We start from the raw sequence: 24682 nt of genomic DNA on the forward strand, positions 1-24682 counted from the left end.
CTATCTATACGAAATGGCTATTTTGGCTAATTGCCCCACAATCTTAACAGAATCCTTCATGGACAATTTGGAACCGTCTGCGTGAATCCAACGTTTTAATGGCTGTTCACAAATCATTTCCTTGGCTTTGGTTTTACCAAAATGCTTTCTTATCCTCATAAAGATTTCCACATCGAACAGCCATCTTGTTATAAAAGGTTTTTCAAACAATAAAGGGACCAAGGAACTCTTCATGACCTTGGCTCCGCATTGGGTATCGTTAAAAGGCATTCTTAATATGGTCCTGATAATTAGGTTAATGGTCATACTTATGATTTTTCTGGCAGACTCCTTGGTAATATTGGCCCCCATCCTACTCATTCTTGAACCACTCACTATTTCAAAATCTGATTGATCAAGCGTTTCCACCAAATCATCAAAATCCCTAAAATCTGTGGAAAGATCCGCATCTAAAAAGCCAATACAATCCAATTGCTGATCTTTGGCCAGGTGTAGCATACCTTGGCGAACAGCTTCAGCCTTACCACCATTTTTCTCACAGTCAAATACGCTTATATTATTGTCACTTTCTTCTTCTAGCTTCCTAAGCACTTCCAGAGTATTGTCCGTACTCCCGTCGTTAACAAAACAGAGATGGTAACCAAGGTTTTTATGGGCAAAGTCCTTGAATTCCTCACTCAATAATCGTTCTTCTTCATTATAACAGGGAATTACAACACCTACACAGTTCTTTTGTAAAATCCTGCTATCGTTTTTATGGGAGGTCGTTGTGGTTTCAATATTGGGCGCTCCTATAATTCGCTTTACCCTGGCGGCCATTTCATCCAAACTAATAGGCTTTTTCATGTAATCATCGATACCCAGTGTAAATCCAGAAATAATTGTTTCCTCTTGCGTATTACCAGACATTACCATTACAGGCACATCTTTCTTGGAATTTGTCTTTATCCGTTTTACGATGTCTAGACCAGACATGTCGGGCATATTGATATCGACAAGGACAAGGTCTGGTTCAAAAGAATTGAACAATGCAATACCCTTTTCACCAGAATCGGCTATCATTACAGTATATCCTAATTCCTTTAACATCCTTTCAACGGAAAGAAGAATTAGTTGTTGGTCATCAATCGCAAGAACTTTCATAATTTTAAAAGGTAATATTTAACTTACATTTAACGTAGTATTTTTCAAATATTTTATTTCATGTTATTTTTTCGTTGAAATACTACTTCACCATGGCTTTAGAGGACTAATTAAAAAAAGTTTAAGGGTAAGGCCATTCAAAACACTCTCATTTAGTATAACCCATCAAATTAGTATTAGTATCCAAAAGCCTTTGGGCTACCTTCTAATCAGGCACAAATAATTTAAAATGATGCTAATCTTATTTGGAGCCCTTCTTTTTCATAACATCTAAATAAGCTTACCACCCTTATGCATTAAGTATTTATTTCTTCAATTGCTGGTTTCACTGGGTTCTTTATTGTATAGTATCCTTTATTTTCTTCCACAAATATTCAGTTTCTTGATGTCTCAAATTCCTCAGCTTAGGTGGTTAATCCATAAGTATAGACCAATGGTAAATAACTTACTTCCAAAGTAAATCCTGGCATTATAATTTTATAACACCCTAACACACAAATAAAATAAGATTATCCACGTTAGGTATTAACAGTATAAATCTTACAATTTAAATGATTCGGAAATTATTCATATTTATTGTTGTTTTCATGACATTTACTTTTCTGCATTCACAAATGACAGAAGGGTTTACCTATCTGGAGAATGGAGATTTTGAAAAGGCCGAGGCATTCTTTTTCGATTATTTAAAAACAAACCCCAACAACAAAACGGCAAAACTCTGTTATGCCAGAGCAGTTGGATTAAGTGGGGAACCTGAGAAAGCTACTTCGTTATTTAAAGACCTGTTGACAGAATATCCTGAGGATTTTGAAATACTGATAAACTACAACGAATCCTATTTATGGTCTAAGGAATATGAGCAGGCCAAACCACTATATGAGAGTCTCCTGAAAAAGTATCCCAAGGAATTTGGGGCTGTGTTAGGTTATGCGAATACCTTGAGTAACCTTAAGCAGTACGAAATCGCCCTCGAGTGGATTGAGAAAGCCATAGCATTGGATTCGACCAATAGAAGTGCCAGAACATCCAGAAAATATATAAGGCTAGGTTATGCCAATGAATTTGTAAATAACCAAGAATATGATAAGGGAGAGAAATTAATCCACCATATTTTTGAAGATTTTCCAGAGGACAAAGACGCACTTCTAAATCTAGCCAACCTATATCTCATAACCAAGGAAGTGGACCTTGCCAAAGCTACTTATTGGAGATACGCCACAACCCAGAAGGATACCATAATAGCGCGCAATGGAATTAGTCTTGCCGAACACATTGGAGAAAAGGACAAAGAAGCCCTTAAGGTAGCAACCCGCAACCTGACCGAAGTAAAAAATATTTACGATTTTGAATTAACGGAACGCACCAATGACCGTTACATACAGGCGTTGATTTGGAATGGGAAATTTCCGAAGGCCAAAAAGGAAATACGGGTACTGGAAGAAAAATATGGCACCAGGGACTGGCTTTCTGCCTTAAAGGCAACCTTAGGCCTTTACACGGGAGACCCCAAAAGTAGTATTGCCCATTATGATGCCATTCTGCAAAATGACAGCGCCTCGTTCGATGGTAATTTAGGTAAGGCCAATGCTTTATTTGCCGCAGACAAAATTATGCTAGCATACCAAATGGCATTCAAAACCCTTGATTATTATAAAAATCAAAAAGATGCCCTAGGATTTATAGAAAAGTTGGACCTGATGCATCTTCCAAATATTCAGGAACATGGGGCTTTCTCTTTTGATAATGGTAAAAACCAAGCTTATTTTACCAATACTACTGTAGAAATCCCTTGGTCCACAAAATTTAGGACACATCTGTCATACATGTATAGAAGTACCCAGAATACAGCAAGTGGCAATGAAGCTAGTTCCCATGTTTTACTTGCAGGTCTCCAATATAAACTGCTACCCAAGACAAACGTTATGCTGGCAATGGGCGTCAATAACAGTATTTCTATGAACGATAGGTATTCACAGCCTTTAATCGATGCGCAATTACAGCTTCAACCCTTTAAACTGCAAAATCTGAACCTAGGTTATCAACGGGAAATCCAAAACTTCAATGCAGATCTTATAGAAAGGGAAATCGTTCAAAACCACTACGGACTCAATTACAATTTAGGGACCAACTTTAATCTAGGATGGTATACCCAAGCTATGTATACCCTTCAGAGTGATGAAAATGTTAGGAGTCTATTATTCACCTCGTTGTACTATACCTTACTTAAAAAACCAGCGCTCAAAATGGGTGTAAACTATCAGTACATTACTTTTAAGGACCAAGTACCCATAGTTTATTTTAGTCCGGAACAGTACCAAGCATTTGAAGTCTTTGTCGATGTACGCGAGGAGTTTTCCGAAAAATTGGATTTCATGGCAAGTGCCGCAACTGGTATCCAAAAGGTAGAGGAAGACCCAGATACCAATATTTTTAGGGCAGAGCTTGGGCTGCAATATGAGGTATCCAACTACTTTAATCTTAAAATCTATGGGAAATATAGCAACATAGCATCTGCAACTGCAGCAGGTTTTGAATTCTCAGAGGTGGGCCTCAAATTCAAATGGATGTTCACAAAACAACCGTTATACCAAAAAAGTGTTGGCCAGTAGTACTTTTTAGAATGCTTTGATTACTAACAATTGTCATAGAAGTTTAATGCAACGCAGTTCCTTAACCTACAACTTAATTCTTGTATTTGAAATAAATTGGACCTGTATCACTGGTATATTCTCCCAACAAAGTGGCCCTAGGTCATACCAAACTTTAAAAAAGTAAGGGTTACGTTTGCTAGCAATAACTATTTTATAATGTGTAGTTTTTTAAATTTGACAAAAATCTACTTGGGAATCTTGCTCAAAATTTGAAGTTTTCTGGAATCTTGGTCTAAAAGGTCATTAAGCAAGCACTATTTTCTTTAAGAAAAGGATCCTAAGCTTCTTATATCAAAAGAAATTTAAATCAAGCCTATTAAGGACAGTGTAATATTTAACACAACTATGGATAACATTCATTTTTAAGTCGATATAAGTTTCTTCATTGCCGCTATTATTAATACTATAGTTTCCATAATTTGATGATTTGAATTAATTATAATAAGCTTCCAATGGTAGAACTTTTTTAGTGTTGAAGTCTTAAGGTATAGACAGTTGATATCTTTTCTTGGTTGGATACTAAGAAATTAAGGAAAACTTACAAGAGGTTGAGCCTACGCATTAATTCAGGACGATTTGAGCGGCTTATTGGTACTACATTTTTTTCAATAAGAACACTATTATCCTCAATATCAATAATTTTAGTAAAATTAATTATATAAGACCTGTGGATTTGCAGAAACAGCTTGTCCGGTAATTTTTCCTTAATTTTCTTTAAAGTATTATGTACCCTAAAACCCTCCTTTTCAGTTTTTATATCAATATAATCCCCTTTCGCCTCGATCACTAAAATCTCGTGGAACTTTAATTTGATCAACCTGCGGTCTATGTTAATGTAGAGGTCTTCACCTACCGAGGTTTCTTCCGTTCTTTCAGGGCTATTCTTAGGTTGCTGGACCAACGTGTTTTTTACCTTTTGAATGCACTTTTCAAACCGTTCCAAAGTAATAGGTTTTACCAAATAATCAACGATACATTCATATTCATAGGCGGCTATGCCAAACTGGGTATCTGAAGTTGTCAATACAATCTTTGGTGGGCTTTTTAAGGTTTGTACAAAATCGACCCCACTAAAACCGGGCATATGTATATCCAAAAATACAATATCTATGTCCTGATGGTTTAAAAACTTGATGGCTTCAATGGCATTGTCAAACTCTTCGATGACATCAATGTTCGGCAAATTAGAACACAATTTTCTAACTATGGCCCTTGCCGCAACTTCATCATCAATTATAATGCAATTCATACTCAAATTATGTCTAAGTAGGTCTCCACTTTTTTTAGGATGGATTTAAATTCAGTTTCAGAGTGGGTACGCCCCTCCAATAGCTCCTTTTCATACCTTACCGCTACTTCGTAAGAATTATGAAGTCCTAATATATTAAACTTATGCTTAATCTTATGAACAATGTCCGCTGTCTGTTTTAACCTAGCGTTTTCAACATGATCGTAATACACTTCCTTTTCCAAAGGAAATTCTTCCTTTAAAATAGTAATAAATTGTTGTTTAAAATCCATATCGTCCCCGGAGAGCTGGTTGATGTATTCTAGGTTAGGCTGTTCTGTCATATCATTTCTTTAATGTAAAATAAAAAGTTGTTCCCCTATCCTCTTCGGATTCCAAACAAATTTCACCTTCATACAGTTCAATGATTTTCTTTACAATGGCTAAGCCTATTCCTGTGGAAAGAACATCATTTTCCAATTTTTTGAACATTTCAAAAACTCCTTCTTGATGGTACTTTGGTATGCCCTTTCCGTTGTCTGCAATGCTGAACTTCCAAAAAGTGTCATCCGGTTCATAATTTATGGAAATAATCCCATTTTCTTTGTCTTCGGTAGCCTTGACCGCATTTGTTATCAAATTCATGAACAATTGTTCCAATCTTTCTTTTTCGAAAGTCATGGTAGGGAGCTCTTCGCCAAACGTAAGAGAAACATTTTCAGGAATATAAATAGTACGTTGAATTTCTTCAAGAAGATTCCTCAGTTCAAAGGATACTGGCTGTTCTTGGGTTTGGCCCAAAGTAGCATGTTTTAGGATTCCCGATATTAATTTGTCCATCTTCTCCAGATTCTGGGATACTAAAGAGCAGTTGTTTTTACTTATATCCGAAAACTTTTCCTTCTCCTCGTCCACAATCCAGCTCATGAGGGCGTTTATATTTCGAATGGGGGATTTTAGATCATGGGAGACCATTTGGGCATAGTTATTCAAAGATTTATTCTGTTCCTCCAAATCCTTTAAAAGCCTATCCTTTTCTGTGGTCATGTCTGACATACGTAAGGCCAGGTCACTAATATTCTTGGCCAAATATTCTGCGTTAAATCCATGCTCTCCCTCTGTGAACAATACCTCCTTCTCATGTAGATTCTTACTTAAACTTTCAATGGCACTTTCTAGGTCCGTCAAAATTGCCTTTTGACGAACGGCTTCTTTCTCCAGCCTTTGATTGGCCTCGAACAATTCTTCTGAACTTATGGTAGACGCCCTTTGTAGCATGTAAAATTTCTCGTCGAAATTTTCATATGATTTCTGGACAGCATCCAAAAATTGGGTCATTTCTTCAGTAAGGTGCTCCTCATTAGGTAAATATTTACGTAATTGTCTCTTTAACAAGGAGTGCATTATTCGCTAAATAAGGTTAGTGTCATCGTTTGATTGTGAAGCTTACAGGAGTTGTTTTGACTAAAGGGTGCCAATTCTCCATAAGAATAAAATCCCCCAATATAGACATCACCACCAATTACGGACTTAACTTCCTCTATCTCTTCTTCCGTTCTTTGGTCCATGACTAATTTTCTGCCAATACAGCTGACCAAAAGGGCAAGTTCTGGAGATTTCAATCTATCCTTCATTGCCAACCTCCCGGCCTCATTGGCTCCGTTGGCGATATCATCTACTGAGGACATCATCAATTGTACCTTGGAGCCCTGGGGTACGTCACCGGCCAAGGTCATGGTATTTTCCTTTTCATCTATATTTAAAATTGTCCTAACAATAGGTTCTGCATTTTCTGATGTCTTCACGCTTAATGGATACAAAAGGGCCGACTTGGGAAGATCCTTTGCCTTCTTACCCAAATACTTTACATATAGGTCCAAGGCAGGTTTACCATCCAGTTCAAAAAGTAAATTTCCCTGGGATCGTGTAATTATTCGCTGTGGCCCAAAAGGGGTCCATCCCCCATAATTGGCACTGGTCACCTCCAAGGTTTCACCATAAAATCCAATACCCACGATTTCACCCTCTTTTGGAGGTTCATTATACGAAGCCAACGTTCGTTCAAAACGATCGTCATCACCACATAATCCGCCCGAAAGACTTACACCAATTTCTTTTCCGTTCTCCAAACCAGTAATTAGTGCACTGCCATTGACACTACTACCGTCAGAAATGATAAACACATGTTTTAATCCTTCTTTGGGAAACTCCTTGATCAAACTATTGCCCAATGCTATTTCATCGTTTTGGTAGGTCTTCAGATTTTTGGATTTGACCAAAAAACTACTTTTCTCAAACTCTATGGCTGTCAGTACTACAGATTCCTCCATAACGGTATCATCCATAATTTCACCACTAGTACTTCCAAAGACCAAATGTCCATCCGGAAACAAATCTCTTATTTCTTCGTAAATAGTTCCATTTTCCAAAATAAACCTATTGCCAAAAACCAACACCAAAGGCCTGGTCAAGTATTTCTTATTATTAAACTCAAAAGGGTTGTTTTGCCTTTTTATTGCCTGTACAATTTTCATCTGATTGACTTACTAAACTTTTTTTAATCGTAAAATGGAAATCCGTTCCTTTCCCCACTTCACTTTCTACCCAAACGTCACCTTCATACCGATCCACGATCTTCTTAACAATGGACAATCCTATGCCGGTAGATCTTTCATTGTTCCCTATAGATTGAAAAATCTTAAAGATTTTTTTATGGAATTTTTCCGGAATTCCTACACCATTATCTTTAATGGAAAACTCCCAGAAATCATCATATTCACTTGCAGTAACCTCAACAACACCCACTTTCTTTTCAATATGAACCACTGCATTGCCAATGATATTTTGAAAAAGTTGGTACATTTTTGTTCTATCCGCTTGTATTACTGGTAATTTTTCAGGAACACTTATAGTAACATGTTCAGGGATATAAATGGTTTCCCTAATCTCCGATACCACTTCATTGAGGTTTACCGTTGAACTATCCAGTTCAGAACTATTGGCTGTGGAATATTCTAGGATGCCATGAATCAATTTATCCATGGAAGCCACTTTTTCCTGCATCATCTGTAAATTCTGTTTACCACCTTCATCCAGAATATCCTTGTAATCTTCATACAACCAAGTGGCTAAGGAACTAATACTTCTCAGGGGGGATTTTAGGTCGTGCGATACAATATGAGCGTATTCCTGCAATCCGGTATTGCTTATTTCCAATTCCTTTAAAAGTTTTTCCTTTTGGAACTCCAAGTTCTTTTGATCCGTAATATCCAAGTGAATCCCTATCGATCCAATGACAGTCCCGGATTCATTATATCTTGGTGCCCCGCTGATGAGCCAATGCCTATTTCTACCATCCTTGCTTTGCACCTCTATTTCATAGGAATCCGATGCTCCGGACAAACGTCTCTTATTTTTGGAAGGAATTAATTCCTTATTGGAAACCTGTAAGATATCCCTGGCAACCTTGCCCACTAGTTCATGTTCCCTAAAACCACTCATTTGGCAAAAACTTTGGTTCACCATCTGAATAACATCATTATTGTCCACTTCCACAAGACCAAGGTTCATATTGGCAATAATGCTACTATACTTCTCTCTTTGGGCCTCTAGATTCTTTTTATAATTTTTTCCGATGGTAACGTCATGATATGCCCATAGATGCCCTTTGTAAATACCGTCATTGTAAATTGGAATATAATCCCTTTCAAGAATCCTACCATCGATCAACTCAAGCTCATCCGAAAGAACGATCTCCCTCTGTTCTAGTATTTCCTCTATTCGTTTTACGAATGTGTCGGGGTTTTTAAAGTAAACCTTGCTCTGTTCTGCTGATTCGCTGCAATCCGCTCCTTTCAAATCTTCCGGATTTGCAGGAATGTTGAAAAGGTTACAGAACATTTTGTTGGTAAGTGCAATTTTTCGATCCTCATTCTCCAATAAAACTCCAGAATGTAGATTGGAGATTAGGGTGGAAAGTCTACTCTCCGATGCCTTCAATTCCATTTCGGCCTTTCGCTCCTTTGAAATGTCCTCAATAATACCTACCTGATAATTTATCTCCCCTTGATGGTTGGTCACGGCATTCATTCTGGTCTTGGTCAAAATGAACGACCCATCCTTTTTAAAGAATTTTTTAATGGCGGTAAACTCCTCCAAGATACCTTCGTTCATTTGATCGAGAAGCATACATGAATCCGATTGTTCTTCCGGGGCGGATATATCCTTCAAGGAAATATGCATGAGCTCATGATGGGAATACCCTAACATCTGCATGAATGTTTCGTTGGCCTTGATTATTTTATTGTCCTTCGCCAGCAGAATACCTAAAGGGGAGTTTTCCACGATTATGTCCAATTGCTTTTTCTGTTCCCCAAGCAATTCCTTTACTTCCATCTCCCCGGTAATATCCCTAATGATACCTTGAGCCGCAATTGGTTTTCTTTGGCTATTGAAAATGAGACTGGCATTAATTTGAACCCAAATTTCCATCTCTTGGGATATAATGATTTTCGCTCTATAGTTTTTTAAGGTGCCCACCTCTAATAAAGACTGCATGGATTCCAAGGTATATTGTTGAAAATCTGGGTGTATAAAACGTGCCAGATTTACATTCTCTTTGGTGTGGTCTTTTTGCAACAGTTCCTTCGCGGAAGTGTTCATATTGATAACATTGAACTGCAGATCCATGAGTACGTATGGATCTAAAATGTTCATGAAAACACCATCTAATTCTGATGTTTTTTCGCTTAAAAGATTTTCCAATTTGTTATTGGTCTCCTTTAAATGACGCGTTACGTCATAAAGCTCCTTGGATTTGTTTTCTAGAATTCTCTCTGCCTGTTGACGTGCTTTCTTTTGCCGTTCAAGGGCTTTTTTAAGAAGATTGATTTCCTTATTATCCATTTTGGACAATCTTAAATTTTACTTGGGTTCCATCCTCTTTTAGTAGTTCATAAGTTACATCTGCCTTACCGTTAAAATGCTCAAAGGTCTTTTCTATTAGACCATGGGCTAGACGATAAAGGCCTCTTGAAGAGGTATAGATCATTGTTAAGGAACTATCTGTCTTTTCTAGAATTTTGAAGGAAGGCAACTCTGCATCTGGATACAGTTTTTTTACATGTACATGTATATGATCCTCAATGGAGTAAAGCAACCCCAAGGGACTATTGTAGTTTTGTATTACCTCTGGGTGGGCTCTGCCCAAGCTCGAAAAAAGATAATGGCCAAAAGTGTATATTAGGTCACCAGAGGGCACATTAACCTCTTTACTCAAAGCAGTAATAAGGCTGACCATTTCATTAAATTCGTAAGTTGCAATGGATGTATACACACCCTCGGACGGTAGATTGGATTTTTCTATGATTGAGTCCACTACCTCAAGTCCATAAGCATTCTCTACCATTTCCAAAAACTCTGTAAAAACAATTCCTTTCATGTTGCTGAATAATTCAGGTTAAATGTAAGAAAAGTAATACGTGCCGCTAAAATTTTGTTGTGAAATGGTCTTTTTAACTAGGCTTTCACCAATTCATTGATGTCCCAATACTCCAGAACGCGCTTAAGTTTATGCTCGTAATCCTCGTATTTTAAGGGCTTGATGACGTAACCGGCGATACCGATCTTATAGCATTCCAACAAATCGACCCTGTTCTCGGATGTTGTGAGAACGATTGTTGGAAGGTAACGTAACTTATCATCCTCTTTAAGGATATTAAGAAACTCTATACCGCTCATTCTAGGCATGTTCAGATCCAACAAAATGATATCTGGCAACCTGTTTTCAGAATTAAGAAACTCCAGCGCCGCCTCTCCATTTTTTGCTTGGGTTATTTTATGATTTACCTCTAGCTTACTCACGGTGCGCTCCAACTTCATGATTTCTATTGTATCATCCTCAATTAGTAAAATGTGCATAAGTTTATGTTTAGAGTAACGAACAAATTTCTTGTTAAGATACCATATTTATGAATCACTATCGGCGGATTACTTTTTAATGTAGACGAATGGTAAATTACCTAAGATAAAGGAATTGAAATAATTTCAGAATATTTATTCAACGGAATATTCCAACACCTTAAAATTAAGTTTAATTAATTTATACTAGGAAGAATGACAGAAGTTGGACAAAACCCTATGCACTCCAGACTCCAAAAAAATTGTGTGAATTATCCAAATATTCTATATTAAAACCAATTAGTTAAACAGGTATGGATTCCATGGAGGTACGGTATATCTCAACAATCGTTTTTACGGCCATCTTTAGTGTTTTTGGGATATATCATCTACTCTCATTCCTTGTTTTAAAGCATAGAATCCTACTTTATTATGCGATACTGATATTTGGTTTGACCCTCCATTGGAGCCTGTATCTTTTCATTGAAGGTCGTTTTGGTCCGAACATCGCTAATATCGCTTATCATGCCTCGTTGGTTACCGCCATGTTGACCACCTTTGGTCTATTGAAGTTTACCGAGAATTATTTGAATATTGATAAGGAGGGAAATCCACGGCTGTTCAAAATTTATAGTCTTCTGATCCTCTTGGTCATTGTCATTCCCGTTTTGCACATTCTGAACATACTAACGGTAATAAATCCTTTACTCTCTGAAATACTAGAGCTACTTGCCGCATGTACCGCACTGGTTACCTTGATATTAAACATAGTATCGGGATTTCTTTTGTTCAAAACAAAGAAGTTCAACACCTATTATTTGTATGCTAATACTCCTCTATTGATTTCGGGTGTTTTATATGTAGTTACTTGGTTTTTGATGAATCATTTTCCTATAAACACAGGATTCATAGTATTGGTAAGTGCTATCCTGATCACATTACAATTGATCTTATTTTCAATACTGATAGGCTTCAAGTTCAAGTTTTTGGAAGATGAGAACATCAAGATGCAGGTAGCGGCCAACGAACTTTTAAAAATTGAGGTCGACAAACAAACCGAAAACCTTCAAATTGCCAAACAAAAATTGGAGGACCAAAACGGAGAGTTGGTCAAAGTAAATAAACTAAAAAACAAATTATTCTCCCTGATTACCCATGATGTTAGGGCTCCCTTAATAAATCTAGGACAGATGGTTGACATTATTGAAAGTGAATTTGTCAATGAGGACATGAAAAAATTAACGGGTAAGCTAAAAAGCGATATTTCATATAAAATAACTATGGTCAACGGCCTATTGCAGTGGTCCTATAATCAATTGGAAGGGGTACAATTAAATAAGGAGAAATGTGATTTACAATCGATTTTTTCCACCATCAAAAAAGAGTTCGAGAAAATGGCCATGGATAAACAAATTGATATTTCGCTGGATACAGGTTGTGAGACCCTGCTTATTGACAAAAATATGCTTTTGGTGGTTCTTAGAAACTTGACCTCGAACGCAATCAAGTTTAGTGAGAACGGACAAAAAGTGGTGATTTGGTCCAATTGTTTTTCTGGGGCCATTGAAGTGGGAGTTAAGGATTTTGGGGTTGGAATGGATATGGATTGGTATGAAAATCTGGAACAACGAGATGCCCCAAAGACAAGTTTGGGAACCGATGGAGAAAAAGGAACCGGCTTTGGCCTTATCATTGCAAAGGATTTTACCGAGATGAACGGCGGTACATTGCGCTGCGAGAGTACCAAGGGTGCCGGAACGAACTTTATCATGCGGTTTGTAAAGGAATAGGAGCCGTCCAACCAATTCATATACCCATCCAAAATCGCAAGAATTTTTGTAGTATAGAGTTTTAGTTGAAAAATAAAATATTAAGTTTATCCTTATGTTTTGTGTTTGAACCCTGGCAAGTGGCTATATTGATTTCTTTTGTATTTCCTCTTTGAGATGCCACCTTGCTTACCGAATTAATGAGTAGTAAGCAGTCCATAGCAGTTTTACCTTTTGTCAATATGAGCAACGATATTGAGAACGAGTATTTCTGTGATGGAATTACGGAGGAGATTATAAATGCACTTACCAAAATCGATCAGCTCAAAGTAATTGCACGAACCTCTTCATTTGCCTTTAAGGGAAAAGACATCGATATACGCAAAATAGGTGGGCAATTGGGCGTAGATACCATTCTTGAAGGGAGTATCAAAAAGTCCGACAAAAGGGTCAGGATTACGGCACAGCTCATTGAAGTTGCCCAAGGTACCCATTATTGGTCCAAAAAATTTGACCGTGAATTGATCGATATTTTTGACTTGGAGGATGAGATCAGTCTAGCGATTGCGGACGAGGTCCGCAACAATTTTGGACATTTTGAAGTTCAGGAGCATTTGATCAATCAACCAACAAACAATATTGATGCCTATCAATTATTTTTAAAAGGAAGATCATTACAATTAAAATGGACCCCGGAAAGCCTTAACGAGGCCATAACCTATTATGATCAGGCCATTGCATTGGATAAAAATTATGCGAAAGCCTATTATGCCAATTTGCAATGCTACGGATTATTGGCCATGTGGGGGTATATGCCCTACCAAGAAGCTATGGATTTGGCCATTGACAATCTTTTGATCGCCAAAGAAATAGACACTTCCTTGCCAGAATATCCGTTGTCTTTTGTTGGTAAGTTTTTTTGGGAGGAATGGGATTTTAAAAATGCGTACATCCATATCAATAAAGTCTTGGCCATTAATCCGAATCACATCGATGGTTTGGAAGCTATGGCGGAACTCTTCATTGCCCTCGGCTTTTTTGACGAGGCCTTAGTATATGCCAACAAACTTTTGGATGTAGACCCGCTTTCGGCAAACAATCATTACACTTTTGCCCATATCTGCTATTATCAAGGTCAATTTGACAAAGCCTTGGAAGGTGTAAACTATGCCTTAACTATTAATCCGGAATTGGCCTTAGCGCATCATTTAAAGTGTTTTTGTTTGATATGGCTAAACCAAGAACAGCAGTTTGAAAAATTTATAAAAGAAACGCCAATAGTCCAAGAGAAAAAATTGTTGTTCCAACTTATCAATGAAAAGCCTGTTGAAGTCCCGAAGGAAATTGTATCACGATGGACAGCTAGTGAAAGCAACGAAACCATGCTTGTTCCCTACGACCTTTATATATTGAGTAATTCCAACCATAAAGCGCTGGGTTTTTCCCGTTTGCAGGAAATGATCGACCGCAGGCGTGGCCAAATCATCAATTACAGGCAAGAACCTTTTTTGAAACCCTTACACGGAATGGTAGGTTTTTCGGATTTGCACCATTCCAACCTGTACCTTTCGGATATTGCATCCCCCGTGGAAGAGGAAGAAAAATCGACACCTACTATATTAGATGCTTCCCAAATAGCGGCCTTAAAAGAGGAACTGCTTACCTATTTTGAGGAAGAGGAACCTTTTCTGAATCCGCAATTGAGTTTAAAATTCGTGGCCGATGTCCTAGGGTTCAACACCAATAAAATATCCTACCTGATCAATACCGCCTTTGATCTAAATTTTAATGACTTTGTGAATTCATACCGACTAAAACGCTTTAAATCCATTGCCCTGGACCCCAAAAACTCACATTTGACCATTCTTGGATTGGCCTATGATAGCGGGTTCAATTCCAAAAGTGTGTTCAATACCTACTTTAAAAAAATAGAGGGGATAACCCCTAGGGCTTGGATGAAGTCCAATGCATGATTCATCTTCTTTAGTTCGTTTCAGATTATAATTCAGAACGATTGATGTGTACTTACGGTCAATCTTTGCATCAAAATTATGAATCAAAAAACGAACAATTATGACAACTTTACACAAATTCTTACTACCTTTTATAGTAGCCACTGTACTACTATTTACATCGTGTTCTAAAGAAGACGATACAATTTCACCCAATCCCAACGAAACCACCATTGAAACTGTCCTCACCGATATCGGGTTTCAAGGCTATGCCATTGTAACCAAAAACGGGAAGGATTTGGTACGCCAGGGTTTTGGATGGGCCAATCAAGACACGGAATTGCCCCAAGGGGATAACCTAGGGTACCGAATAGGTTCGGTTACCAAAACACTTACTGCAGCGGCGGTAGTACAATTAAAACGTGACGGGTTGATCCAAAGCTTTGATCAAACCTTGGATGAATTTGATACCGAATTCCCGAATGGTGATCAAATTACCATTGTCCAGTTACTATCCCATCAATCCGGTATACCGGAGTATCAATTACTGGCTGAAGGTGCTTACGAACAAGGGGAAACCTTGGATGAAGGCACTATTTATGACCTTATCAAAGAATTGATCCTTGAAAATGGACTCGAGTTTACACCAGGGTCCAACAAACAGTATTGCAACTCAAACTATCTCATTGCAGCCTTGTTGGTCGAGCAGGTATCAGGGATGCCCTATCACGAATATGTGCAGCAGAAAATTTTCAATCCGTTAGGGATGTCAGAATCCTACAAAGGGAGGGATGAGATTGACAGCGATACCCATGCACAGGGTTATTTGAACGGAAGTCCTAACAGTTCGTATCCTATGGACATCCCTTTTGGGGCAGGCGATTTCAGTAGTACGCCAAGCGATATGGAAACTTGGACAAATGCCGTAAAAACGGATTGGTTTACCCAAGCTGAAAAGTCGGAAATATTTGCCAAAGATGTTCCAAGTGGCTATGTGGATTTTGGCTTGGGATGGTTTACCACACAAGAGGGCAGTACCACCATGTACTGGCACGGTGGCGATATTAATGGCTATTGGAGTATGATCGGTTTTATACCGGAATATGATGCCACAATCGTACTGTTAAGCAATCAGCAAGACGATACGGGAACACAACGCAACACCATTATCGAACACGTATTGACCACAGTGTTTAATTAAAAATATTTCAATTATATAGATATGAAAAAATTAGTAGTATTATTTGCCTTTTACACATATTGTACAAATCCTGTTTTTAGTCAGCAAGACTATGAAGTTAAGGTCATAACAAGTGTAGAATCTATTGTTTCAAGCGGATTGGGCCGATCACGTATGCTTTCTTCCAACGATGATAGGGACTACAAAGAATTCACTTCTGAGCAAACAGAAGACGACAATTCCCGGAATACCTCCAAGAGAAAGGACATTAGGGTCAAAAACTTTGAAGAAACGAAGCTGTTGAACTTTTATAATTTGGGCGGCATACGCTTTCAAAATATTGTAGCGAACGATGCCTTGATTTCATCAAAACTGACGGACATGCTTACGGAAGGTTGGGATTTAGTGTTCGTTACCAGTGCCGTGGAAAGTGACGCAGGCAAAAATGACGATAATGGGATTTTTATAACCCGATATATTTTTAAAAGAAAACTGGACTGAAAAACACTTTAAATCTTTATTAGTGATGAAACATAACAACGTATTATTGGCAGGCGCTACAGGCTATTTGGGTGGTTTCTTATTGAAAGTCCTCATTGAAAGGAAAAATCAGGTTGTAGCCATTTTGCGCAATCCCGATAGCTTGCAAAATGACCATGAGAACTATTTGGAAATAAAACAGGCCCAAGTAACACGACCTGAAACCTTACGTGATATCTGTAAGGGCATTGACACCGTAATTTCTACCTTGGGCATCACCAGGCAAAAAGACGGTCTTACCTACATGGACGTGGATTATCAGGCCAATTTGAATTTGTTGGAAGAAGCTAAAAAGGCGGGTGTAAAACACTTTGTGTATGTGTCCGCCATTAACGGGGACAAACACCGCAATCTAAAAATCCTTGAAGCCAAGGAAAAGTTTGTGGATGCTTTGAAAGCTTCGGGATTGCATTATACCATCGTACGGCCGAATGGTTTTTTCTCGGATATGAAGGATTTTTTAGAAATGGCGAAATCGGGACGTGTTTATTTGTTTGGTTCCGGCCATCAAAAATTCAATCCTATCCATGGCGATGACCTGGCAAGGGCCATTGTAGCTACCTTGGATGAAGGCAACAAAGAACTGTCTATTGGAGGTCCGGATGTTTTAAGCTTGAATGAAATAAGTGAACTTGCACTAAAAACCTTGAACAAACCCGTTAAAATGGTGCATTTGCCGGATTGGTCCAGAAAACTGACCATTTGGTTTTTGCGAACTTTTACCAGTGTCAAAACCTATGGACCCATCGAATTTTTTCTCACCTTAATGGCAGAGGATTGTATTGCCCCCTGTTTTGGGACCCATCATTTGGAGGATTTTTACAAGGAAGTAGTTCAAAACAATATCTGACCAAAATGAAAAAAATAAACGTTTTTGGAAGAACTGCGCTGGGTATTGTAATGGCCTACGTTCTATTTCACATACTGATTTTATTGCAACTCATCCCATCCCATGTGGTTTGGGGAGGAAAAATAATGGAACCCAAAACAATCCTAATTTTAGAATGGGTAGCGCTTTTGGTTATGTTGTTTTTAGGCAGTGTGATTCTAATGAAAACCAAAGTAATTCCCAACAAATGGCAAGAGAAAACCCTAAATAGATGGTTAATGGTGTTTTCCGTATATTTTATACTCAATACTCTTGGTAATCTGCTGGCAGAAACTATTTTTGAAAAATCGCAAGCCCTGCTTACCCTTATTTTAGCGCTAAGTTTATTTAAAATATCCAAACGTAATCCATGAAAGCTCCCGACCCAAATACTCGTTTCCCCTTACCAAACTACGAGACGCTTTGTTTTCTGAAAAACATCGTTACAAATCCGAATATCATTGTTGGGGATTATACCTATTACGATGATTTTGAAGATGTTGCCAACTTTGAAAAAAACGTCAAATACCATTTCGATTTTATTGGGGACAAGCTCATCATTGGGAAGTTCTGTATGATCGCCTCCGGTGCTACCTTTATTATGAACGGTGGCAATCATCTCACCGAAGCCGCAACGGCCTATCCTTTCGCCATATTTGGAGGTGCCTGGGAAAACGCCATGGAGGGTAAAAGCTATCCCACAAAAGGGGATACCATTATCGGCAATGATGTATGGATAGGCCACGGGGCAACGATTATGCCGGGAATACACATAGGAGATGGTGCCATTATTGCCACAAAGGCAGTGGTTACAAAAAATGTGGAACCTTACAGCATTGTGGGGGGCAATCCTGCAAAACCAATTAAAAAACGCTTCTCCCAGGCTACCATTTCCAAGTTATTGGAACTACAATGGTGGCATTGGGGTATAGAAAAAATCACCCAAAATCTAGGGAAACTCACCAGTAATCCGGAAGCGTTGTTTTAAAAACTTACATAGTATGTTCCAGACGGCTTAGCACTTTAAGTGTTAAGCCTTTTTTGTGCATCCAACTTTTCCTTTCCCGATACTAAAACCTAGAAATAGTAGGGAAAACAAAAAGGTTTGGAATCATAATTCAGGACGATGCGCCTTCCTATGTACAGTTTTTTTGCCTTATCAATTCATTACGAATCAAAAACAAAAATTTAAAACACATTACAATGAAAAAACTATTCATCATCGGTCTAACACTTTGCACGTTAAGTATTTTTTCACAGGGTAACAAGGAATCTGTATTGAGTAATGGTTCCGATTATAAGTACCGGGTGAGCTTTCCTGCCATCATCCTAGGTAATATTGGTAAAGGAGGCGAAAGAACAAATACACAACATATTGAGCTTCATGTGAAGCGCGAATTGGATTCCAAAAACATCATCGGTTTAAAATTCGCCACTTGGAGGTTGTTTCAGCCCATGGGCATACAGTGGTGGGATGGACTATTGGATAAAATAGATTCCAAAAGTGAATTCTATCCCGGCTACCTACGTGAAACGGGTATTGGAATTTCATACCAACGCATGCTCTGGAAAGGATTGTTCGCTACGGTAGAAGTGCTACCGCAATACAAAACCTATCTAGACCTAAACAATGAAAAAATAGCCAATGGATTCAAGCTCTACACGTCTTACCATCTAGGTTATCATATTGCTTTCGGAAAAAAGAAGCGCATTTTTATTGAGCCCCAGGTCCATTTTCAAAATTGGATGTTCGATACCAATACCCCGGACGCCTTTAAACAATTGGACAATCGATGGAAATCCTATTTCCTTTTTGAACCGAATCTGTACGTTGGAATCAAATTTTAAAAATAACCCCAAAGCGATACAGTCCTCGATGGGACATCAAGTAAGACTTTGGAGTATAGTGATTTAACAACGATTTTCTAACTACTACACAATGAAATATCTATTTACAGCAATTTGTATTGTGCTATCCTGTACTTTAATCGCGCAAAGCCCTAGGCTTGATTCAAAACGTGTGGATACCACCCAATTTGTGAAAATTGGGGACAGTAAGCAATTCATCAGTATCAAAGGGAATGAAAGCAAGCCCCTTATGCTGTATTTACATGGTGGGCCTGGAGCGGCGAGCGCATCGCAAAGGGAACAAATCACCCATATTCTGGAAGAACATTTCTTGGTGGTCCATTGGGACCAAAGAGGATCAGGAAAATCGACGCTCGGTAATTTAAAAGCGCCCACCCTTTCGATTATGACACAAGATGCCGAGGACATCTTTGAATATCTATTGGAAGCGTTTCATAAAGACAAAATGATAGTGGTAGCCAATTCTTGGGGAACCGTTTTAGGGTTCCATTTGGCAACAGAATATCCAAATAAAATAGCCTCATTGGTGGCCATTAGTCCCGTATTGGATAATCAAAAAAGTCAAAACACGGCCCAAGCCAAACTGTTAAAACACTACAGGGAACGGAACAATAAGGAAGCCGTTGGGCAACTTAAAGCTGTACATATACCTTATGAAAATGTTGAGGATATGGCCGTTCAATTTAAATGGATCAGTGATTACAAGGGAACTCCCATTCCAGCAAATGAATTTGTGCAATACATGAAATTCTTTAAGGAATGGGAGCCACAATGGATGCCCCTTTATAAAGAACTGTATAGCATTAACGCAATAAAGCATGGAACCCATTTTAAAATCCCCGTATATGTAATCATAGGAGAGGACGATTTAACCACCGGTTTTGAACTCACACAAAAATTTTATAAAAAACTAGAAGCACCCGAAAAGCAACTGTTTCGGCTGAAAAATGTGGGACACCAAATACCGATGTATAAATCCGTAGATATGCAAAACTTGATATACCATGTCTTGGCGACGGCCAATAAGTAATCAATCCAAAGTAAGAGTAAAAGGAATAGTTAGGTTTCAAATTATAATTCAAGACGATTTGCTTGAATAGGTACCCCAACTTTGTAACATCAATTTAAAACAATCAAAAAACGAACAATCATGAAATCAAAGATTCACGAATACCTATTAAAATTAAATAATAAAGGCATGAGTAAAACAATTAAAAAACAAATTTTACTAAAAATGGCTTGTGTAGCCATTGCATTCGTATCCAGTGTAACATATGCACAAAACACAAATTCTGAAACAACAACGCAAAGGGATGGTTTCATCTTTGAATTCCAAGTAGGGGGAGGCATAATCGGTATAGAAGATAGTGCTGGTAATCAAACGTTTGACAAAGCCCAGGGAACGTTTGTTTTTCCAGATGTAAAGTTTGGCCATATGTTGAACGACAATCTCGCCATAACGGTCTCTTTACCGGGAAACATATACGAATTTCAGGACAATGACAGACATTTTGGAGGCTTTATACCGTCCCTGCAATATTGGGCAAAGGACCGTTGGTGGATTCATGGAGGTATAGGTTTGGCCATTGATTCACCGGCACTCTACGACATTAAGGACAACGTAAATGATGATTGGAATTTTGGATGTGCCGTGATGGCCAGTACGGGCTATGAGATCTACAAAAAGAATAATTTTGCGCTGAATGTTCAGTCCAAGCTAGTACTGGGCAGGGTTTTTTTAGCAGGAGATGCGCATAGGGACGCAGTAAGCCTTAACATCGGGCTAGGGTTCAGTTGGTTCTAATAAGGGACTATTTTAAATGGAGTATCTTACATAACGAAAGCAATACAATGAAAAATAAGGTAATACGAACCATAGTACTCTTTGTTTCCATATGGACTTTTGGTCAGCAGACCGGACCTCAGAAGGTTGTGGAATTATTTTCGGCCGAATTGGAAAAGGAGCCTATCAAAAGTGCTTTTCTGCACGTCTATTCAAAATCCAAAGGAATTGATATTCGGTTGGCGGAAAGTGCCGTGAATTCGGAAAATGCTTTAACAATCAATACTCCATTTTATACGGCCAGCATTACCAAAATGCTCACGGCTACCGCTGTAGGCATGTTAAAGGACCAAAAGAAACTGAATTTTGAAGATAAAATCGCCCAACATCTACCAAAATCACTGATTGAAAAGCTGCACGTATTGGATGGAAATGAGTACTCAAAAGACATTACCATAGCGCATCTTCTGCAGCATACATCAGGTTTACCGGACTATTTTACGGATGACACCCTTGATGGTAGTCCCAATATCATTAATCAACTGTTAATGAATACCGATAAGATATGGTCTCCCGAGGAACTCATTGAGTTTTCAAAAGAGAAGATGGTACCCCATTTTGCCCCGGGTGAGGGTTACCATTATACGGATACGGAATATGTGCTGTTGGCACTGCTGATAGAAAAGGTAAGCGGCCTTTCCTTGAACGAATTTTTTAAACAGCATATTTTTAAGCCTTTGGGAATGAACGGTTCCTATATCAATCTAAAATCATCGCCGTTGAAAAATGAAATGGCCATGGCCGAATTTTATGCTGGCGATGCGGAACTATCAACGCTAAAAAGTTTAAGTGCCGATTGGGGTGGAGGTGGTCTGGTCGCAACAACCCAAGATTTAACCCGATTCCTTCAGGGATTCAACAACGATGCATTGGTAAAGAAAGAAACCCGTCAGGACATGCAGCAATGGGTGTATGAAACCGTTGGAATGGATTACGGTTACGGACTTAGAAGAGTATCCTTTAAAGAGCTTTATAATAATGATTCAAATTTAGAAGTAATCGGCCACACGGGTAGTACCGCCTCCTTTTTATGGTACTGCCCGCAATTGGACACCTATGTATCAGGCACTTTAAATCAATTGGAAGCTTCAAAGGGAGCGCTAAATTTGGTGTATGAAATACTTAAATTAATCCAATTAGAATGACATTATAGGTAATAAGCATTAGCCCCTTGCAATACAAGGGGCTAAAAACATAAATGATGAAACACTAAATTTGATTATTTCGTACCAGTTATCGTAACATTGGCACTTAGCTGAATAGCAGAAGTTACGGAGAGGGCCCCGAGATTAAGTCCAGTCGTCGATTCCACTTGCAAAAGTGAGTTAAAGCTAACCACGTCACCTTCCTCTTTATATGAGGCAAAGACCAGCTCATATTCACCTTCAGCCAAGAAATTCAGGCTGTATTCATTGTTCAGTCCACTTACTTCAGAACTGGTAACAGCATTTGCGAAAGTTACGTTGCTATCTCCCTTCCCATTTGTTTCCACTTCGGCATTAAATGCTCCTTTCTCATAGGCATATACAATAATTTTATCGGAGGTATTTTGGACATCGTTGGCAATTCCGGAAATCATTCCCGTAGTTTCCTTGTTAAGAGTACGTATACCTGCTGACAGCTCTGCCATTGTGACAAATTCAAAATTATTGGATACGGTTCCCTGTTCTTCCTTTATGGTCTTTCTTAGGTCAAAATCTATAATTATCTCATTGGTATTGGAGGCAAATATTTCATAAGAATCAGTGATACTTATTTTGTTGGAAGCGGCCTCCAGTTTATCCTTTTCTCCATTGACCATCTCTACATAACAGCCTGGGGCATTCCCCGAGGCATCCATATCATAGTCCAACTCCAATTCAATATTGGAATAAGAACCAGCTTCTAACTGCAAGTTTCCTAAAGTTTTAGTCTGTCCATTGACCAAGGCGGCCAAATCGAAGGTTGTTTTGTTAAAACCCTCTAAGGAGGTACCATCTACCTTAATGTCAGAAACCGTAACAAAGACCGCCTCAACATTGGCGTTATCGATTGGGGCATCAGTAATCATGAAAGTAGTTTCATAAGATTCAGCACCCATCTCCGAACCCCCATTATCATCCTTACTGCACGAAGTCATGAGGAATATGGTTGTTAATGCGATCGTTACTGTTTTTAAATGATTTTTCATGTCTATTAATTTTTATGATTTGGACCTATATAACATCCGAAAGTGAATTTTCCCTATATAAAAAGTGTTAAAATTTTTCAAAATAAGCCTTACGCCACTATTCGAATTACTTAATCATTTGTTCTTTAATCCGTTAAGCCATTTAACTATTTTGGGCCTAAAATTCCTCTTTTCGAATTAGAATTTTTTAGACAAGCCAAATCCACAATAAGGAAAGATGCCAATATGTGCCAATAACACTATAAATATTAGCGGCCATCTTTCTTTTTCCTTTGTGAATTGTTTTAGAAATACAATTTCAGTACATGAATCACGTTTTATTTATGTCGACTATTTGTTTGTCAAGCAAGTAATTCAATAACTATGGGAACTAAAAGTCTAAAAATTATTCTCCTATTATTCTCAGTTCTTATTTCCTGTTCAAAGGATACAGGAAATAGCACCGAAATTATTGAAGATGAGAATGGAAACCCCATCGAAGTGGACACTTCTGTAAATAAAAAAAGTGTAGGGGATTCGGCGAACGATCTTTTATCATCTGGTAGTTTTGAAAAGTTGATTTTGGAAATATTGTATGTGGGCGAACTGAACCCAACTTCTACAACTTTGGATAATTTTAAGAAATTCTTGGAAGCCCGGTTGAACAAGCCGAAAGGAATTGAAATTATTGTGCGACAAATTGAAAAGGTAGACCAAGAATTTTATTCTATACAGGACATAAGAAATTTAGAGGACACGCATCGCAGTAAATTCAATGAGAAAGGGACGATTGCGGTAAGCGGTATCTTTATAGACGGCGAGTATGACCAAAATACCGAAAACGGTTCGGTATTAGGTGTGGCTTATCGTAATACCTCATTTGTAATTTTTGAGCAGACCATAAGAGAATTTAGCAATCAACCTTTGGCTCCCAGTTTGACCACTTTGGAAACAGTTGTGGTAAATCATGAGATGGGGCATTTACTCGGGTTAGTAAATGCTGGAACTACCATGCAGACAAATCACCAAGATATCGAGCATGGTAGGCATTGTACGAATGAAAACTGTCTCATGTTCTGGACAGCCGAAACAGGAGAAGGATTGCTTAACATGTTGACCGGAGGTTCCGTTCCACCGCTGGATGCGCTTTGCATTTCGGACTTGCAGGCAAATGGTGGAAAGTGATAAATCAATTATCCTATTCAATAAAAAATATTTGGCTTTAGATGAACCTATTTTAAGGCCAATCCGCAGCCGACTTTTAGATAATTAGTAATCTATATTATTTTTTGGTTGTCCATAAGCTTATTTTAAATGCCTCAACATTTTTCATACTCATCCTAAATATAAATTCTATATATTACGAAATAACCCTAGGATATATTAGTTATTTAAAATTGAAATTTTAAAAAGTGGCTAATCAAAAGATTGATTTGGCAAGTCAAAAACACGCTAATAGCTAATTTAGCTTTGATTTTTTTCAAGAAAGTTGGATTTAAAGAATCCTTTATACCTCCAATGATGGAAATAATAAAGTTGGAATTTTATTATTTCTAAAGCGGCAAAGTTTTGGAGAATCCTTTTACACCGCT

22 protein-coding genes are annotated in these 24682 nt (G+C 38.2%); 13 read left to right on the top strand and 9 right to left on the bottom strand.

The window, feature by feature from the left end; translation table 11 throughout:
- Complete coding sequence (locus ACZ41C_RS01245; RefSeq protein ID WP_138258561.1) at positions 1–1143, bottom strand: response regulator; 1143 nt, start codon at positions 1141–1143, stop codon at positions 1–3.
- 587 nt (positions 1144–1730) lie between these two features.
- Here ACZ41C_RS01245 and ACZ41C_RS01250 point away from each other — a divergent pair.
- Positions 1731–3752 (top strand): tetratricopeptide repeat protein, encoded by a 2022-nt coding sequence (locus ACZ41C_RS01250; protein WP_464563752.1) that lies wholly within the window; start codon positions 1731–1733, stop codon positions 3750–3752.
- 580 nt (positions 3753–4332) lie between these two features.
- Here ACZ41C_RS01250 and ACZ41C_RS01255 read toward each other — a convergent pair.
- The 7 genes from ACZ41C_RS01255 to ACZ41C_RS01285 form a co-directional block, all read right to left on the bottom strand.
- Positions 4333–5043, bottom strand: a complete 711-nt coding sequence (locus tag ACZ41C_RS01255) for a LytR/AlgR family response regulator transcription factor (RefSeq protein ID WP_138258563.1) — start codon at positions 5041–5043, stop codon at positions 4333–4335.
- A 2-nt stretch (positions 5044–5045) separates the two neighbouring features.
- Positions 5046–5366, bottom strand: a complete 321-nt coding sequence (locus ACZ41C_RS01260; RefSeq protein ID WP_138258564.1) for an Hpt domain-containing protein — start codon at positions 5364–5366, stop codon at positions 5046–5048.
- A 1-nt stretch (position 5367) separates the two neighbouring features.
- Positions 5368–6426, bottom strand: coding sequence for a sensor histidine kinase (locus ACZ41C_RS01265; protein WP_464563755.1), 1059 nt, complete (start codon positions 6424–6426; stop codon positions 5368–5370).
- Entirely contained in the window at positions 6426–7556 is a 1131-nt protein-coding gene (locus tag ACZ41C_RS01270) for an FIST signal transduction protein (RefSeq protein ID WP_464563757.1), read from the bottom strand. Before ACZ41C_RS01270 ends, ACZ41C_RS01265 begins: the two co-directional genes overlap by 1 nt.
- Positions 7513–9927 carry a PAS domain S-box protein gene (locus ACZ41C_RS01275; protein WP_464563759.1) on the bottom strand — a complete coding sequence of 805 codons (2415 nt, stop codon included), beginning with the start codon at positions 9925–9927 and terminating at the stop codon, positions 7513–7515. Before ACZ41C_RS01275 ends, ACZ41C_RS01270 begins: the two co-directional genes overlap by 44 nt.
- Positions 9920–10462, bottom strand: coding sequence for a heme NO-binding domain-containing protein (locus ACZ41C_RS01280; RefSeq protein ID WP_138258568.1), 543 nt, complete (start codon positions 10460–10462; stop codon positions 9920–9922). The genes ACZ41C_RS01275 and ACZ41C_RS01280 overlap by 8 nt, the downstream gene beginning before the upstream one ends.
- Before the next feature lie 77 nt (positions 10463–10539).
- Positions 10540–10941, bottom strand: coding sequence for a response regulator (locus ACZ41C_RS01285; protein WP_138258569.1), 402 nt, complete (start codon positions 10939–10941; stop codon positions 10540–10542).
- 293 nt (positions 10942–11234) lie between these two features.
- Between ACZ41C_RS01285 and ACZ41C_RS01290 the strand changes: the two genes are divergently transcribed.
- The 11 genes from ACZ41C_RS01290 to ACZ41C_RS01340 all read left to right on the top strand — a co-directional run bounded on the left by ACZ41C_RS01290 (position 11235) and on the right by ACZ41C_RS01340 (position 22086).
- Complete coding sequence (locus ACZ41C_RS01290; RefSeq protein WP_464563762.1) at positions 11235–12710, top strand: sensor histidine kinase; 1476 nt, start codon at positions 11235–11237, stop codon at positions 12708–12710.
- Positions 12711–12889: 179 nt separating this feature from the next.
- Entirely contained in the window at positions 12890–14662 is a 1773-nt protein-coding gene (locus tag ACZ41C_RS01295) for a helix-turn-helix domain-containing protein (protein WP_464563764.1), read from the top strand.
- 100 nt (positions 14663–14762) lie between these two features.
- Positions 14763–15842: a serine hydrolase domain-containing protein gene (locus tag ACZ41C_RS01300; protein WP_464563766.1), complete on the top strand. Its 1080-nt coding sequence runs from the start codon at positions 14763–14765 to the stop codon at positions 15840–15842.
- 21 nt (positions 15843–15863) lie between these two features.
- Positions 15864–16322, top strand: a complete 459-nt coding sequence (locus ACZ41C_RS01305; protein WP_464563768.1) for a hypothetical protein — start codon at positions 15864–15866, stop codon at positions 16320–16322.
- A gap of 25 nt (positions 16323–16347) precedes the next feature.
- A complete protein-coding gene (locus ACZ41C_RS01310; RefSeq protein WP_464563770.1) occupies positions 16348–17211 on the top strand; it encodes an SDR family oxidoreductase in 864 nt (287 codons plus the stop codon).
- 5 nt (positions 17212–17216) lie between these two features.
- Positions 17217–17603 (top strand): hypothetical protein, encoded by a 387-nt coding sequence (locus tag ACZ41C_RS01315; protein ID WP_138258575.1) that lies wholly within the window; start codon positions 17217–17219, stop codon positions 17601–17603.
- Positions 17600–18217 carry a CatB-related O-acetyltransferase gene (locus ACZ41C_RS01320; protein WP_464563772.1) on the top strand — a complete coding sequence of 206 codons (618 nt, stop codon included), beginning with the start codon at positions 17600–17602 and terminating at the stop codon, positions 18215–18217. Before ACZ41C_RS01315 ends, ACZ41C_RS01320 begins: the two co-directional genes overlap by 4 nt.
- A 215-nt stretch (positions 18218–18432) precedes the next feature.
- Positions 18433–19077 (top strand): hypothetical protein, encoded by a 645-nt coding sequence (locus ACZ41C_RS01325; protein ID WP_464563774.1) that lies wholly within the window; start codon positions 18433–18435, stop codon positions 19075–19077.
- Positions 19078–19168: 91 nt separating this feature from the next.
- Positions 19169–20128, top strand: coding sequence for an alpha/beta fold hydrolase (locus tag ACZ41C_RS01330; RefSeq protein WP_464563776.1), 960 nt, complete (start codon positions 19169–19171; stop codon positions 20126–20128).
- A gap of 168 nt (positions 20129–20296) precedes the next feature.
- Complete coding sequence (locus tag ACZ41C_RS01335) at positions 20297–20902, top strand: hypothetical protein (protein ID WP_464563778.1); 606 nt, start codon at positions 20297–20299, stop codon at positions 20900–20902.
- Positions 20903–20949: 47 nt separating this feature from the next.
- Positions 20950–22086, top strand: coding sequence for a serine hydrolase domain-containing protein (locus ACZ41C_RS01340; RefSeq protein ID WP_464563780.1), 1137 nt, complete (start codon positions 20950–20952; stop codon positions 22084–22086).
- Positions 22087–22160: 74 nt separating this feature from the next.
- Here the strand turns inward: ACZ41C_RS01340 and ACZ41C_RS01345 are convergent, their stop codons facing one another.
- The gene (locus tag ACZ41C_RS01345; protein ID WP_138258581.1) at positions 22161–23111 is read right to left on the bottom strand and encodes a DUF4382 domain-containing protein; all 951 of its coding nucleotides are present in this window, start codon (positions 23109–23111) and stop codon (positions 22161–22163) included.
- A gap of 363 nt (positions 23112–23474) precedes the next feature.
- On the opposite strand from ACZ41C_RS01345, the gene ACZ41C_RS01350 reads away from it, so the two are divergent.
- Complete coding sequence (locus ACZ41C_RS01350; RefSeq protein ID WP_464563783.1) at positions 23475–24275, top strand: membrane metalloprotease; 801 nt, start codon at positions 23475–23477, stop codon at positions 24273–24275.
- Positions 24276–24682: the final 407 nt, after the last annotated feature.

It is taken from the genome of Maribacter sp. C-4077 (assembly GCF_055378385.1).